The sequence below is a fragment of the Streptomyces sp. NPDC020731 genome, from assembly GCF_044334705.1.
In the GTDB taxonomy this organism is placed as follows: Bacteria; Actinomycetota; Actinomycetes; order Streptomycetales; family Streptomycetaceae; genus Streptomyces.
In genome coordinates, this window is the sequence record NZ_JBIRTN010000012.1 from 207,467 (window position 1) to 223,515 (window position 16,049).

Consider the following 16,049-nt stretch of genomic DNA (forward strand, 5'->3'; position numbering starts at 1 on the left):
CGGTCGCTGCGGCACCGTGCGGGCGGGCACAGCCGCCGGGCGGCCACCCGGGCCCCGAGCCCGGAACGGGGGCGGCCGTGCCACGGCCGTGGCGGCCGGGGCGAGACGGGAGAGGGCGCGGGCGAGGAGCGGAACGTCGCGGGCGAAGGGCGGGACATCGAGGGAAGCGCTGCCGGGGAGGGCGCCGGGCGGATCATCGGGCATCACCCGCCCTCAGCTCCCGCACCGAACCCCTGCGGCCCGTCCACCACGCCTGTGCCGCCGCGATGCCGACGGTCAGGGCCACCACCGCCAGGGCCGGTACCAGCAGGGACACCGGGTCGGTGCGCAGTGCCGCCCGCCCCGCCGGGGACGAGGAGGCGGAGACGGCGACGGTCGTCAGGTCGATGCCGGGCGACAGCAGCCGGACGGCGGCCCACGCCGTGACGGTGCCGCCGACCGCCGCGAGCAGCGCCTGCGGCAGGGACTCCAGCACCAGCAGGCGGCGGCCCTGGGCCCGGGTGAGACCCATGGTGCGCAGCCGGGCCAGCAGCGCGGCGCGTTCGGGCGCGGCGCGCAGCAGCGTCAGCAGCAGGGCGAGCACGGCGTACCCGGCGCCCGCCGCCACCGCCGCCGTATAGACCCGCTCGGCGCCGGACTGCAGGGGCGAGTCGACGTACTTCGCGAACTGTTCGACGCGCAACCGGACCTGCGCGGCACTGCCCGCCGCCTCGCGCAGCGCGCCCGCGTCCGGCCGGTCGCCGGTCACCAGCAGCGCGGTCGCACGGGCGGGACCCCCGGGCAGCCCGGAGCGGTCCACGACCAGGAACTCCAGCCCCGCCAGCGCCGGTGTCCGCTCGCGCACTTCCACGATCCGTACGGTGATGTCACTGCCGTCGTCCAGGCGCACCCGGAACGGACGGGTGCCGTAGCGGTCGGCGACCTCGGGGGAGGCCAGGGCGGGCAGGGTCCCGCCGCCGGACGCCTCCAGCTCGTCCGGGTCGAAGGCGCCGGTGTCCGTGTGACGGCTGAGGGCCGCGTAACCGGCCGGTTCGACCCCGGCCACCGGCACGGTCAGCCTGCCGCCCGAGGGCAGGCCCTCGTAGGAGACGCTCACGGCGGTGACGTCCCGGACACCGGGTGCGCGCCGGACCCGGTCGGCGAGACCGGACGGCAACGGCCGGAGCCCCTCGATGCGGGCGTCGGCGCCGACGGCGAGGACGGCCGCGCGGTCCCGGGCGTCGGCCACACCGGTGAGGACGGAACCGCCGAAGGCGGCCGTGGTCAGCGCCGTCAGCAGGGCGAGCAGGGGCAGCACCGCGGACCCGGACGTACGGCCCGCGCGGGCCAGCGACAGCGGGCCCACCACACCCCGCAGCCGCCCGGCCGGACGGGCCAGCCCGCGCAACGGCAGCGGGTACAGCCGCACCAGCACCAGCGCGGCGATCACCCCCACCAGCACCGGGGCCAACGACACCAGCTCGTCCCCGGACGCCCCCTCGCCGTCCGGCGTACCGCGCGTGCGCAGCGCCACGACCGCGCCCGCCGCCAGCGTGAGCAGCGTCAGTTCGGCGACCGTGCGACGCCGTGACGGGCGGGCCGAGACGAGGTCGTCGCGGGCGGCGTGCACCCGCACCGCGCGGTGTGCGGCGACGGCCCGCAGTGGCAGCGCCACGGAGGCGAGCAGGGCGACGGCACCGACGGCGGCCACGGCGTACGACAGCCGTCCCCCGCCGACCGCGAGCCGGGCGGCGGCCAGGCCGAGGGCGGCCGCCGGCACGGCGACCACCGCCGTCTCCGCCAGCAGCCGGCCGGTCAGACCGCGCAGGGAGGCGCCGCGGGCACGCAGCAGGGTGAGTTCGGCACGGCGCCGGTCGGCGGCGAGACCGCCCGCCATGAGCAGGACGACGGCCGCGACCGTGCCGGTGCCGAAGGCGGCGACGGCGACCAGGGGGCCGATGACGGACCGCAGCCCGGTGTACCCGGCGAACACCTCGTCGAGCGAGGTCTCCGCGTGCACGGCCGGCGAGGCGGCCGTACGGGCCCGCTGGAGCAGCGGGCCCGCCTCCAGGGAGGCGACGGCCGACGTCAGCCGCGGCAGGTCGTGACCGTGCAGGGCGGACACCTCGGGGGCCAGCGTCCAGTACCGCTCGGGGATCCCGCCCGTGCCCAGCAGCGCCGGGGCCGCGTCCGGGGGCAGCAGCAGCGCGCCGACCCAGAACACGCTGCGCTGCGGGTCGCCGGGGACGGTCAGCAGGCTCGGGCCGCGCAGCACGGGCGTGGTCGACCAGTACGCCTCCCGCGGCGCGCGCGGTTCGACGACGCCGGTGACCCGCACCGTGAGCGGGGCGCGCTCCACACCGGGCACGTGGACGACCGAGCCCACCCCGATGTTCAGTTTCCGGGCCGTCTCGGCGGTGACGGCGGCCTCGACCGCCGTCGTCGCCGCGGTGACGTCGTCCGGGGCCTTCGGCAGCCGGCCCTCCCGCAGCCGCGAGTGGCCGGCGAGCCCGCTCGGGGCGACGAGGTGGAACTCAGGGGCGAGCCCGTCCGGCCGGGACAGATACGGGTCCGGGGCCGCCAGCCGCCGGGTGGTGCGCACACCGTGGGACGACTGCCCGGGGTCGAGCGGGAGGGCGCGTCCGGGCAGCGCGAAGAGCTTGGCGTAGGGGCCGCGCACCGCGTCCGGGCGAAGCTGCGCCTCCCACTCCTCCTGCGGCATGAAGGCTTCGTCCTGGGAGGCGTACAGCTGGACGCTGGTGCGTCCGGGCCCGGCCACCTCCATCGACCGGCGCAGCCCCGCGTCGCCGTACCGGTCGACCGCGAGCGGCAGCGCGGCGGCCAGGAACGCGGTCACCGCCACCAGCAGCGCGAGCGCCGCCGCCGCACCGGGAGCCGACCGCAGCCGGGTACGCACCCAGGGCGCGGCCGGCCGCGCCCGTCCCGGAGTCCGCCCGGTCACATCACTCGCCTCCCGTCCCCGCAGCGGTACGGCCGTGACGGGCAGCGGCGGCCGTGGACGGGGCGGCGAGGAGCGCCGGGCTGCCGCGGCGCCGGGCGCGGGCCCATGAGGGCGCGCACGGTCAGGACGCTCATCCTCACTCGCCTCCCCGTTCCCGCAACGACGTCACCGGGTCCGCCCTGCGCAGGGCCAGTACGGCCGTGATCAGCAGGGGCGCCGCGGCCACGGCGGCCAGGAGGACGGCCACCCGGGCGGGCGGCAGCTCCACCAGGACCCCGGGGACCGGGCGGGTGGCCTCCGCGGTCAGCATGACCAGGGGAATCACCGCCCGGGCCAGCACCGCGCCGAGCAGGACGCCCACGGCCAGCGCCAGACCGACCAGCACCCCCTGCTCGACGAGCACCACCCGGGCCAGCCGCCGCCGGGAGGCGCCCAGCGCGCGCAGCACCGCGAACTCGGCGGACCGCTCCCGCAGCGACCCCGCCGCGCTCACCGCGAACCCGACGGCCGTCAGCGCCGCCGCCGCGAGGACCGCCGCACCGAACGCGGTGCCCGGCCCGGCGCCGAACGGGTCGTCGCGCAGCTCCCCGGCGATCTCGTCCCGCACCACCACCCGGGACGGATCGATGTCGGGCCGCTCGCGCAGCGTCCCCGCCACCCGCGCCGACGCGCCCGGCGCGGTCGCGAGCCACCACTCGTTCGGCAGCACGCTCTCACCCCGGCCCGCCTGGACGATCCGGTTGACGGACCGCAGGTCGACGAGCAGCGCCCCGCCGTCGTCCTTCCCGCCGGCCGGCGTGGACGGCAGCTCCCGCACCGCCCGCACCAGCCGCAGCGGCACGGTGGACCCGCCGATCCGCACGTCCACCCGCTGCCCCGGACGCGCGCCCGTGGAGGCGAGGTAGCGGTCCGTCGCCACGGCGGTGACCTCGGACACCGGCCGCTGCGGCACCTGGAGGCCGATGGTGAGCGGCGAGGGCCGCCAGGCCAGTTCCGGCGGGAGGTGGCCGGTGCCGTAGACGACGGTCGTCGGGTCGCCGGAGACCACGCGGGGCCGGGTCGGGCCGGTGCCCCCGCCGCCGGAGGACATGGCGCCACCGGCGCGGACGGACGGCTTCCACTCGGTCGGCAGCGACAGCTCCCGGTCCCGGCCGCCGGTGTCCGTGGCGGTCAGCGCCGCCAGGGTGAGGCGGTGCCGCTCGGCCTTCCCGACCGGCTGGGTCAGCTCCAGCCGGAGCCCGGTCAGCGTCAGCGCGCCCACCGGCGCCTCGGCGACCGCCGCGAGGTCGAGGGCGAGGCCGTGGGGACGTCCGTCGGCGCGCAGCCCGCCGAGGCCGAGCGTGTACGGGGTGCCGTAGGAGTCCTCCACCGTGGCACTGACGTCGACCGGGGTTCCCGCGTCCGCGCCCCGCAGCGCCGCCGTCAACGTCAGCCGCGCGGTGCCCGCCGGCACGCGGACGCCCGCCGCGGCGCCCTTCGGCGACAGCCCGGACACCATCGCGCGCACCGGCACCGGAGCCAGGTCGGAGCGCATCAGCATCATGTCCGCCGCGTGCGCGGCGTCCAGCGCCAGCACGGTCGCCGTCCGCCCGCCGGACAGCGGCACGGTCGTACGGAAGACGGGAGCGGCCGCACGTACGCCGGACACGGCCGCGTACGCCTGACCGCGGCCGAGCGCGTCCTCCCCGGCGGCCAGGACCCGCACCGGCGCGCCGGCCCGGAAGTCCGCCTGGTCGTCCTGCGAGCGGTCCCACGAGGAGCCCTGGCCGATCGCGAGCACGCCCAGCGCCACGGCGAGCACCAGCAGCAGCACCGGGCCGGCCCCGCGCATCGGGCGGCGGCTCAACTGCCAGCCCGCCAGGGCCCCCGGCAGCCCGCGACCGCGGGCCGCCCACCGCTCGGCCAGCCGTGCCACCGGCGGCAGCAGCCGCAGTGTCAGCACCGTACCGGCGAGCAGCGCCAGCGCCGGGGTGACCACGAGCAGCGGATCGACGCCGAGGTCCTCGCCGACGGCACCGGAGGGCCGGCGGCCCAGCTGCCAGTAGGCCACACCGGCCACCACCAGCAGCCCCACGTCCGCGCCCGCGCGCACCACGCCCGGCAGCGGCCTGGCACGGCCGGCCGTGAAGGAGGAGACGAGCGCCGGAACCGTGACGGCCAGCGCGCAGCCCAGCGCCACGCCCGCCGCCATCAGCCACACAGCGCCACGTCCGGCGACCGCGCCCACGGAGGCGTCCAGACGCAGCCCGATCCGGGCCAGCGCGCCCTGCCCGGCCAACAGCCGGGTGAGCGGTCCCGCGAGCAGCGGGGCGCAGGCCGCCGCGGGCACGGCCAGCAGCAGCGCCTCCAGGGCGGCGAGCCGGGCCACCTGGGCGCGGGAACCGCCGCGGGCCCGCAACAGCCGGGTCTCGCCCGCGCGTTCGGCGCTCAGCAGCCGGGCCACCAGCAGCAGGGCGCACGCGGCGAGGAGGGCGAGCTGGAGCGCGATGACCAGCAGCGTGGAACGGGAGACGAGCAGGGAGCGCTCGATGCGGTCCAGCGCGGCGGGCAGCTCGCTCGTGGCGGTCGCCGTGCCGTCCAGCGCCTCGGCCTCGGGCAGGGCGGCGATTCCCCCGCCCACCGCCTCGCGCAGCGCGTCGATCCGCTCGGTCGTCATCGCCGAGAAGTCGGCCGACGCCAGCCACCCCGAGGGGCCCGTGCTGACGTCGCGTCCGGTGAGCACGGTGGGGTCGGCGAGCAGGGGGCCGTACGTCGTGAAGTGTCCCTTGACGATCCCGCGGCCGTTCAGGTCGTCCAGCCGCCAGTAGGGCGCGGCGGTGTCCACGGGCCGGTACAGGCCGGTGATCCGGACCTTCGCCGGCGGTCCGTCGAGCCGGTTGTCCAGGGTGAGGCGGGCGCCCGGCCTCAGGGCGAGGACACGGGCGGCGGTCTCCGGGAGGGCGGCCTCGATCTCCGTGCCGGTGCCTTCCGCGGGCATCCGGCCTTCGGTGACGCGCACCTGGGTGCGGTCCAGTGCGGCGAAGTGCGTGAGGTCGGGTTCGTCCGTCTCCGCGCGTTCGTCCGGGGTGCGGAGGGAGCCGGGCAGGGCGTACGGGCCGGAGCGGGTGAGGGTGCGCAGCGTCACCGGCAGTCCGTCGAAGGCCTTCCGGGCGCCTTCGCGTACGGCGGTGTCGGTGGCGGCGCGGCGGTCCGGCGGGACGGTCTCGGCCTTGACGGCGAGTGTGGTGTCGGCGGCGTCGTGGGGGGCCGCCAGGGCGTGACGCAGGGACGCGTCGCCGATGGTGGTGGAGTAGGCGGTGAGGGTGGCGAGGACGGCTGTGGTGAGGAGGACGGTGAGGAGGGCGGCCGCGAGGAGGGGTTTGTGCGCGTGCGCGCGGGCGAGTACGAATCTCGCCGATCCCCCTGCGGCTGTCACCGCAACCCCCCGTGGTTGTCCGGACCTCCGGGTGATGTTGTCAGAGGGGGTGTGATGGGAGTAACCGTCCGGGAGGCGGGCTTGACCGGATTGTGATCGGAATTCGGGGACGAATGACCGGAATGCGATCGGAGTGAGGAGGATTTCCTTCGCCCCGCCGGCTCTTCCCGTTCCGTCCGTTCCCAGGGGGCGCTGCCCCCGGACCGCCGCTCCTCGAACGCCGGAGGGGCTGGAGCGTGCCGGAGGGCGCTGTCTCAGTCCGGAGAGTTGATCATCGACGCCGCCGCGTACGTCATGTACTTCCACAGGGTCTGTTCGTGTTCCTCGGACAGGCCCAGTTCGTCGACGGCGTCGCGCATGTGCTTCAGCCAGGCATCGTGCGCCGCCCGGTCGACCTTGAACGGGGCGTGGCGCATCCGCAGTCGCGGGTGACCGCGGTTCTCGCTGTAGGTGGTCGGACCGCCCCAGTACTGCATGAGGAACAGCACGAGCCGCTCCTCGGCCGGGCCCAGGTCCTCCTCGGGGTACATGGGCTTCAGCAACGGGTCCTCGGCCACTCCCCGGTAGAAACGGTGGACGAGCCGGCGGAAGGTCTCCTCCCCGCCGACCTGCTCGTAGAAGGTCTGCTCCTGAAGCGTGCCGCGCCGAATCTCTGTCACGCCGTCCATGGTCTCAGACGCGACGACGTAGGACTCGAGGCCCAGGACCGCCCCACGGTGGAGCCACGAGGGGGCAGGACCGCGAGGTGCGGGCCGCGCTCGTGCGGGAGATCGGTGCGAGCGGGGCGTTCGACGCCGACCCGGTGCGGCGGGAGGCGTTCACCGCCGTGCCGCCCCACTGCGCGGGCGTCGTCGGCGGCTGCGAACGCCGGTGGCGCGAGAACGGTGGCTGCGCGGCGCGAGCCGGTCGTCGCGGGAGCAGCCCGGTCCGGCGGGGCTGCCGGCCGCGGCCCGGGGAAGCGATCCGTTCCGGTTCCTGCCGGTGCCGACCGCCGGCGCCCTCACCCCGTGAAAGGCGTACGGCCTCCGGGAGCGCGAGGGCAGGCCGCAGCGCGAACGCCACGGCCTCACGGCCGACGCCGAGGGCGACCGCGCCCGGCTGGACGACCCCGAGGGGCCGTACGTCCGGCCGGTGCCCGCCGCCCCGGGCCGTCGCTCAGCCCCGGCGGATGGTGATCGTCGTCCAGGCGCCCACGTGGACCCGGTCGCCGTCCTGGAGCGGGACCGGGACGAACGGCTGGATCGGGTCGTCCGAGCCGTTGACCGTCGTGCCGTTCGTCGAGTTCTGGTCGACGACCGCCCAGGTGCCGTCCGGCTGCTGCACCAGCACCGCGTGCTGGTGGGAGACGCCCGGGTCCTCCGGCGGGGTCGACAGATCGATGTCGGGGGTGTCGCCGGTGGAGTGGCGACGGCGCCCGATGGTGATCTGGTTGCCGGTGAGCGTGCGCTGCTGCTCGGGCGAGTACGCGGGCAGGTTCAGGCCCGCGGCCTCGGGGCCGGAGCGATGCATCATCGCCATGAAGTACTCGCGGTCCGGGCCGATGGTCGCGCTCCAGGTCGCCGGGCCCTGCCCCGGGCGGGGCTGCTGCGGGAAGCCGCCGGGTCCGGGCGGGGCCTGGGTCGCACCGGGCTGCGGGTAGCCGTAACCGCCGTGCTGACCGGGGCCGTTCGGACCGCCGGGGCCGGAACCGCCGGGGCCACCGGGGCCGCCGGTCGGCGGGGAGATCACCCAGTCGTCGTCACCGCCGCCGAAGGGCGGCCCGCCCGGCCGGGGGCGGCCGGTCTCCTGCGGGAAGCCGGGCGGGGCCGACGGCCCGGGCTGGAACGCCTGCGGTCCGCCGGGGCTGTTCGGTCCGCCGGGACCGCCGAAGCCGCCAGGTCCACCGGGGCCGTTCGGACCGCCAGGCCCGTTCGGCCCGCCAGGCCCACCCGGGCCGTTCGGCCCGCCAGGCCCACCCGGGCCGTTCGGGCCACTAGGGCCACCGAAGCCGCCAGGTCCACCGGGACCGTTCGGCCCGCCAGGCCCACCAGGCCCGTTCGAGCCGCCGGGACCGCCGAAGCCGCCAGGACCGTTCGGCCCGCCAGGCCCACCAGGCCCGTTCGAGCCGCCGGGACCGCCGAAGCCGCCGGGCCCGCCCGGGCCGGGCGGGGGCGGTACGGGGCGTGAGGGGTCGCTGCCGAAGCCGGGCGGGCCCGGCGGGATCGGCTCGGCGGGGCGGTTCATCTGCGAGGGACGCGAGCCCTGGTAGTCGTACGAGTCACCGCCGCCGTACGACGGTCCGCCGGGCGGCTGCTGGAAGGGCCCGCCCGGGCCGGGGGCCGGCGGACGCGGAGCGGCCGGGGTGTACGAGGTCGCCGTGTTCGTCAGGAAGTTCCACCGGCACTCCTCGCAGAACGGCGCCGCGCCCTCACGCGGCGTACGGCACTGCGGGCACAGCTCCGGCCGGCCGCCACCGGGGCCACCGAAACCACCGGGGCCGCCAGGACCGCCTGCGGGGCCGCCGGGCGGAGGGAATCCGTAGCCGCCGGGTGCGGGCGGCGGGGGAGGGGGTGGGGGCACGGCACCCGCCATGCGGTGACCGCACACCTCGCACCAGTCGTCGGAACCCGACTGGTGTCCGTTCGGGCAGGTCGGCATGTCGGCGCTTCCCCCTCTCCTCGTCCGGCCGGTTCCGGCCGGTTTCTCCAACCCCGAGGGGCCAGGCTCGACTACTTACGGATCACTTCTTTACACGAACAGTCTTTGTGGACCGAGTTTCGAGCGTCATCTCGTCGGCCTCCTCGACCTTCGCCTTCAGTCGCACAGTACCCGTCGTGGCATCGACCACGTCCACCACCTTCGCAAGCAGTTTCGCAGTATCCGCGTTGCCGGACGCGCTCGCGAGCTGAACGGCCCTGCCCAGTTTGGCCGTCGCTCCGTCGATATCCCCCTCTTTGCGGAGATCCAGACCCTGTTGGATGACTTCCGCCAGTTCCGCCTGCCCGGTGTAGTGGGCGACCTGGGGGTTGATCGACGTCGAGGCGGCCATGTCGTCCGTCCACACGGCCCGCACCAGACCCTGTGCGCCGAGGTTGCGCACACTGCCGTCGGACGACTGCGGAATCACCAGCGACAACCGGGCCGCCAGCATCTCCTGCCCGATGTTCGCGGCCGGGACCTCGACGCAGACGTGGTAGTCGCGGGACTCGTCACCCCAGGAACCCAGCGGGTAGTCACCCGCGCGCGGACCCGCCTCCGTGCGACGGCCGGTGAGCTCCTCGACCGTCGGCGCGACCTGCTTGACGAACCTCACCGTCGTCCCGACCGGGGTCCACAGCCGCATCGCGACGTCCGCGACCTCCTTGCCCATCGCCGTCTCCATCATCCGCGTGAAGTCGGCGGCGAGGCCGGCCGGGTCGGCGACGATGTCGGCGGTGCCGAGGAGGGCGGAGGCGATGGCTGTGACTTCTTTCACTTCCCAGTCGGTGCCCACACCTCGGGCGTCACAGGTGAACCGTCCGGCACAGGCGTCCAGGGCCGCCTTCAGGTCCTCCGACGACTCGTGCTCGTTGCGCCCGTCGGTGAGCAGGATGCCGTGCCGGATCGCCACGTCCGCCGACGCCAGCAGCCGGTCGGCCAGCCGCAGCCAGGTGCCGATCGCCGTACCGCCGCCCGCGCTCAGCTTCCGCAGCGCCTGTTTGGCCTGCTCACGCGTGCCGGCGTCGGCGACCGCCAGGCCGCCACCGCCCGGATACACCTCCTTGGCCACGTGCGTGCCGCCGACCACCGCGAAGTTCACGCCGTCGCGCAGGGCGTCGATCGCGGCGGCCGTCGCGTCGCGGGCGTTGCGCATCTTGGTCGGCGGGTAGTCCATCGAGCCCGAGCAGTCGACCATGAGGACCACGGCCGCCGACGGTCCCTCACCGGGCGAGTAGAGGTGGGGCGCCGCCGCCGCGCTGCCGATGGTGCCGCCGCCGGTCGCGGTCACCGTGACGATGGCGTTGACCTCGCGGCCGCCCTCCGGCAGGTACTCGTTCTGGTACACGTCCACCGAGAACTGCGGCACGTTCGATTTCGAGAAATTGGCCATGCCTTTTTCGCTCCCCCTTGGATGCCCCGACGGCGCGGGGCGACGACGGATGACGGACCGGTCCCCTCCGGTCCGTTGAGCCTTCCCCGTAAGAGGCTTCCCGTAAGCGGCCTCTCAGGCCGATCCTGCCCCCTGCGGGACGGCCGGGAACGGCACGAGGGCCACTGTTACGTTGTCGTGGCCCCCGCCGTCGAGGGCGTGACCGACCAGTACTCGGGCACTGTGCAACGGCCGTACGGCCGCGTCCGCGGGCACGACCTCGGCCATCTCGTCGGCCGACTCCGCGTAGTTCCACAGGCCGTCCGAGCAGACCACGACCACACCGGGCCGGTCCGGCTTGAACGACGCGGTGTGCGGCTCCAGTTCGTACGCGTCGGCGCCGAGCCAGCCGGTGATCGCGTGCGCGCGCTGGTCGGCGTACGCCTCGGCCTCGCCCATCAGACCCGCGGCGACCATCTGCGCGGCCCACGAGTCGTCCTCGGTGAGCCGGGCCACCGGGGCGGAGCGGTCCACCGGGACCCAGTAGGCGCGGCTGTCGCCGACCCAGCCGACGACCAGCAGACCGGCCGTCACCACGGCGCCGACGATGGTGCACGCCGGGGCGTTCTGGTGCGGGGCGTGCTCACGGGCCTCCGCGGGCTCGTCGGCCAGTGCGTTGACCGCGTCGGCGGCGGCGACGATCGCGTCGTGCATCGCCTGCTGCGGGTGCGTGCCGTGCGGCAGGGCCGCGAGCAGGGACTCGCTCGCCGCGCGGGAGGCGGCGAGCGAGGCCTCGTCGGGGCGGGTCGCGGAGGAGACGCCGTCGCAGACGATCGCCACCGAGGCGGGGGAACCGTCGGGCAGCGCCGTGGTGCTCACGGCGAAGGCGTCCTCGTTGCGGTGGTGGCGCAGGCCGCGGTCGCTGACCGCGGCCACGGGGCCGCATTCCTGTTCCATGTGGTCCCGTTCACGTGGCTGGGCGTGGCCGCAGTTCTCGCAGTAGCCGTCGTCGTCGACCCGGCCCGCACGGCAGGCCACGCACACCGCGGCACCACCGGCGGCCGTCCCCTGCTCGGCCGCCACCCGCGGGTCCGGCGCCTGGAGCGGGTACTCGTCGGGCTGCGCGGCCGGCCGGTCGGCGCCGGCCTGCGCCTCCGGCTGCGCACGCCGGTCGAAGCGCACCCCGGACGACGGCGCGGGGGGTGTCGCCGACGGGGGCGGCGGTACGGCACCCGTCAAAGCCGGTGACGCGGGCGTGCCTTCGGCCCCGGACGGGGGTACGGGCGTCACCTGCGCCGGGGGCGGTGGTACGGGAGTGCCCGGGGCCGGGGGCGGTGGCACAGGGGTGCCCTGGGCGGCGGACGGCGGAACCTGGGCGCCGGGTGCGGGCGGTGGCACGGGGGTGCCCTGGGCCGGTGTTCCGTGGCCGGGCGGCGTGCCGGGCGGGTCGGCCGGACGCTGGGCCGGTGGGGCGGCGGGCCAGGCCGGTGCGGCGGGCGGGGCCGACGGCGGCCGGGGCCGGCCGCGCTCCGCCGGGGCCTGCGACGGCACCGAGCCGTTCATGGCGATCGTCGGCTCGTCCCGCGGCCGTGCGGGGACCACGGACAGGTCGTATCCGCACGCACCGCAGAAACGGTCACCCGACTCGAGGGGTTCCTCGCAGCTCGGGCATTTCGACAGAGCGGCCTGCTGGGGCATCTGCGACATCAACTACACCCACGTCCGGGGGCGGTAACGATTGGCACGTTCCACCAGGTCGATCCTCTCCTCGCCGCTGCGCGCCAGCCGGGCCAGCGTGCGGTACGAACGCTCCAGGCCGAAACGGAGGCCCCGCTCGTCCAGGCCGCTGCCGAGCAGCGTCCGCCCCCCGGCGGCGGGAGGAGCGGAACCCCGGCCCCCGGAGAGTACCCAGTCCAACCCGCAGCCGAGGACTTCGGCCGACAACAACTCGCGCCGTGCCGGATCCAGACCGTACGCCTCCAGGGCCTCGACCTGCCCGGCAGCGGCGGTCAGGTCGTCCAGGAACGGTACGTCACCGGCGACGGCCGCACGCCCGCGCAACCGTGCCCGGACGGACGCCACCCGCGCGGCCGTGTAGTGGATGGAGGACTCCGGCACCGACACCAGCGTCCGCACGGCGCCGCTGCGGTCCCCGGCCGCCAACTGCACCCGGGCCAGCCCGAACGCGGCGCTCACATGGCTCGGGTCGGTCGACCACACCAGGCGGTAGTACTCGGCGGCGTTGTCCAACTGGCCCAGCACCTCCGCGCACACGCCGAGCGCCAGCTTCGGCGCGGTCTCGCCGGGAAACGCGTCGTAGATCGCGTCGAAGGCGAGCGCGGCGCCCTCGTGGTCGCCGGTGACGAGCGCGGCCACCCCCCGGTACCAGACCACCCGCCAGTCGTCGGGATCCTGCTCCTCCAGCGTGCCCAGCGCCGCCAGCGCGGCGGCCCGCTCGCCGGTCTCCAGCCGGGCGCGGATCTCGCGCAGCCGGGTCTCCGCCGACGGGGCGGGCGCGGCGGCGAGCGCGTTGATCAGCTCACCGGGCGCGGACGTCAGCAGACCCGCGAGAAAACCGGCGTTGGGGTCGGAGGGGTGGACGTGCGGCACGGGCAGGGCGAGCGCGGCGGCGGAGCAGTCGACGGGCTTGACGAGGGCGGAGGTGCCGGCGGCGGGCGGGAGCGCGTGAGGCGTTCCCTTGCGGGGGCGGCCCGGACGGGTGCCCAGACGGGAGACGTCCCCGTTCGACGCGGGGAACAACTCCGTGTCCGTCAGCCGCAGTTCCGGGCCGAAGAGCGTGGACAGCGCGGGGCGGGCGCGGCCCGACTGCAGGGAGACCACCTCGCGCAGCACGCCCGTCAGCTGTTCGGTCATCTCCTGCGCGGAGGCGAACCGGCGGGCCGGGTCCGGGTCGGTGGCGCGGACCAGGAGGCGGTAGAAGGACTCGTACTGCCGGAAGACCTCGATGTTGTCCGGGTCGGGCAGCGAGTCCACGTAGACGTTCGTGTAGCCCTGGAAGTCGAACGTGAGGACGGCGAGCGTACGGGCCACCGTGTACAGGTCCGACGCCACCGAAGGACCGACGTCGGCGACCTCGGGCGCCTGGTAGCCGACCGTGCCGTAGATGGCCGACTCCTCGTCGTCCATCCTGCGCACCGCGCCCATGTCGATCAGCTTCAGCTGGTCCTCGGTCTGGATCGCGTTGTCGACCTTGAAGTCGCAGTACAGCAGGTTCCGGCTGTGCAGATGGCCGAGCGCCTCGAGCGCCTCGATGCCGTACGCGCACGCCTGCTCCACCGGCAGCGGATCGCGTCTGCCCTCCGGCGTGCGGCGGCCGTTGGCGATCTCCTTCAGCGACTTGCCGCCCAGGTACTCCATGACGATGTAGCCGTCGAGGGAGCCGGTGCGCTGGTCGAGGTGCTCCACGAAGTTGTAGATCCGCACGATGTTGGCGTGCTCGATCTCCGCGAGGAAGCGCCGCTCGGAGATCGCCGCCGCCATCGCGTCCTGGTCACCCGTGTCCAGCAGGCCCTTCAGCACCACCCAGCGGTCCGAGACCGCCCGGTCCACGGCGAGGTAGATCCAGCCCAGACCGCCGTGCGCCAGACAGCCGACCACCTCGTACTGGCCGTGCACGATGTCGCCGCCCCGCAGCTTCGGGACGAACGAGTACGGGTGGCCGCACTTGGTGCAGAAGCCCTCCGTGCGCCCCGGCCGGCCGCTGCGGGCCCGGCCCACCGGCGCCCCGCAGTCCGAGCGCGAACAGAACCGCTTCCGCTCGGGCACCTCGGGGTTCTCCAGCACCATCGCGCGCGGATCGGGGCGCGGGATCGGCGGCACCTCGACAAGACCGGCACCGAGGCGGCCCCGGCCGGACGAGCCGGAGCCCGCGCCGGAACTGCGCACCGACACCGAGCGGCCCGTGGTCCGGCCCGACAGCGAGCGGGAGAGCCGTCCGGAGACCGAACGGCGGGACTTCGACGACTGGGACGAGGTGCGGGAACTGCGGCTGCCGGAGCGCCCGCTGCCCGCCGAACCACGCGAGTCGCGGCCACCCGCCGTGATGCCGGTCGGGGCCGAGCCGACCAGGCCGGTCGGCGACACCACCGGGGCGAGGCCACAGGTGTCGCAGTACAGCTCACCGCCGCCGACGTCCTCGTACGTGCCGCCGCACTCGGGGCGCTGGCAGGCGCGCCGCGCCTGCCCGGTACCGGGTGCCCGGTTCTCCGGTCCGCTCATGACGCGGCCTCCCCCTTGTCGCTCATGCGCCCGGCCCCCTCCGGTCGTCGGGCACGCCCTGGCCCGGCGTCCGAGGCGCCGTGCCGAGGACCTCCACGGCCGCCTGCTGGTAGCGCAGCACCGCCCGGTCGGCGGCGCGCAGATCACAGGGCGCGCTCCACAGCATGCGGCGCGCCTTCTCGTACCGCTCCACCAGGACGGGATCCTCCGCCAGGCCGTGCCGGGCCACCTTCGCCTTGTACGCGTCCAGCCGCCCGCGCAGCTCGGCACGGACCGCCAGCGGCGCCGTCACCGCGGTCAACGACTCGCGGGCGCGCAGCAGTTCGTCGTCCGCCTTCTGCTCAAGGGCCTCGAGGAGCGGGGACAGGCGGTGCCACTGGGCGCGTCTGCGGTACTCGGCGGCCGTCGACAACTGCTCCTGCAGCACGGTCGGCGGTCCGCTGACCACCGGCACCTCCGTCGCGGCGATCTTCGCCAGCACCTCGCCGCGCGCGGTGCGGGCCTCGGCGAGGGTGCGGTCGGCGCGGGACAGCACGTCCCGCAGCCTGACGATGCGCTTCTCCGCGTCCTGGCGGACCGTCAGTACCGCGTCGATCTCCCGGCGCACGTCCTCCAGCGCGCGCGCCTCACGGTCGTAGACCGTGGTGTCGGGCCGTCCGCCGCCCGGTGCCGAACTGCCCTCCGCCCGCTTCCAGTACGCCAGCGGGTCGGACACCACCTGTTCGCGCAGCCTGGTCAGCGTGCGGGTGATCCGCTCCAGGTCGTCGCCCGCCGGATGCTCGCCAGGGCGCACGCCGACCGAGTGCGCGAGCCGGCTGGTGCGCTGGAGCTCGGCGGCGAGTAAATCGATCCGGGCGGGCAGCGCCGACCAGACCGCGTCGGCGGCGACGACCATGTCCAGCGAGGTCGCGTACAGCTCGTTCATACGGTCGACGAGGGTGGCCAGCGAGTAGCGTTCACTGAGTCTGCCGGGGGCGGCGTGGAGCGTCGGCGCGTTGGCCGTCGCCACGACGCCGCCGGCCACGGTCACCGAATCGCCGCGCAGCAGCTCCGTCAGCTCCACCAGGTCCTCGCGGCTGGACCAGCGGCGGCGGGACCGGATGTCCCGGGCCGTGCGCAACGCGTCCGTGTACGCGTCGAAGTACGTCCACAGCAGCGTGATCGACGCCTCGGTGGCCGTCCAGCGCTCCTCGGTGATGCCGGTGAGCCGCGCGCCCTCCAGGAGTCTTCGGCCCGCGTGGTCCTGCAGGGCGAGGAGCGAGGTCTCGACCGCCTCGTGCTCCGCGCCGAGCCGCGCCAGCGCACGGTCCACCTCGTCCCGGTCCATCACCGGCCCGGTGGGATCCGTGTCGGCCATCGGTCACCTCTCGCTGGGGGGTTGTTGACGGTTGGGGCGTGTCCTGCCG

The 16,049-nt window shown here is 75.6% G+C and carries 8 protein-coding genes; all 8 read right to left on the reverse strand.

From position 1 onward, the window contains the following. Positions 1 to 193: 193 nt before the first annotated feature. The 8 genes from ACH4VX_RS20450 to ACH4VX_RS20485 all read right to left on the reverse strand — a co-directional run bounded on the left by ACH4VX_RS20450 (position 194) and on the right by ACH4VX_RS20485 (position 16,000). The gene (locus ACH4VX_RS20450) at positions 194 to 2,941 is read right to left on the reverse strand and encodes an ABC transporter permease (protein ID WP_398368813.1); all 2,748 of its coding nucleotides are present in this window, start codon (positions 2,939 to 2,941) and stop codon (positions 194 to 196) included. A gap of 136 nt (positions 2,942 to 3,077) precedes the next feature. Further along, positions 3,078 to 6,356: an FtsX-like permease family protein gene (locus ACH4VX_RS20455; protein WP_398368815.1), complete on the reverse strand. Its 3,279-nt coding sequence runs from the start codon at positions 6,354 to 6,356 to the stop codon at positions 3,078 to 3,080. Positions 6,357 to 6,610: 254 nt separating this feature from the next. Continuing rightward, complete coding sequence (locus ACH4VX_RS20460; RefSeq protein ID WP_398368816.1) at positions 6,611 to 7,024, reverse strand: globin; 414 nt, start codon at positions 7,022 to 7,024, stop codon at positions 6,611 to 6,613. 487 nt (positions 7,025 to 7,511) lie between these two features. Next, complete coding sequence (locus ACH4VX_RS20465) at positions 7,512 to 8,993, reverse strand: FHA domain-containing protein (protein ID WP_398368817.1); 1,482 nt, start codon at positions 8,991 to 8,993, stop codon at positions 7,512 to 7,514. A gap of 82 nt (positions 8,994 to 9,075) precedes the next feature. Further along, a complete protein-coding gene (locus ACH4VX_RS20470) occupies positions 9,076 to 10,425 on the reverse strand; it encodes a VWA domain-containing protein (protein ID WP_398368819.1) in 1,350 nt (449 codons plus the stop codon). Between the two features lie 114 nt (positions 10,426 to 10,539). Next, positions 10,540 to 12,111, reverse strand: coding sequence for a protein phosphatase 2C domain-containing protein (locus ACH4VX_RS20475; protein WP_398368821.1), 1,572 nt, complete (start codon positions 12,109 to 12,111; stop codon positions 10,540 to 10,542). Between the two features lie 3 nt (positions 12,112 to 12,114). Further along, positions 12,115 to 14,643 carry a tetratricopeptide repeat protein gene (locus ACH4VX_RS20480; RefSeq protein ID WP_398368823.1) on the reverse strand — a complete coding sequence of 843 codons (2,529 nt, stop codon included), beginning with the start codon at positions 14,641 to 14,643 and terminating at the stop codon, positions 12,115 to 12,117. A 22-nt stretch (positions 14,644 to 14,665) separates the two neighbouring features. Continuing rightward, positions 14,666 to 16,000, reverse strand: coding sequence for a hypothetical protein (locus tag ACH4VX_RS20485; protein WP_398368825.1), 1,335 nt, complete (start codon positions 15,998 to 16,000; stop codon positions 14,666 to 14,668). Between the last annotated feature and the right edge of the window lie 49 nt (positions 16,001 to 16,049).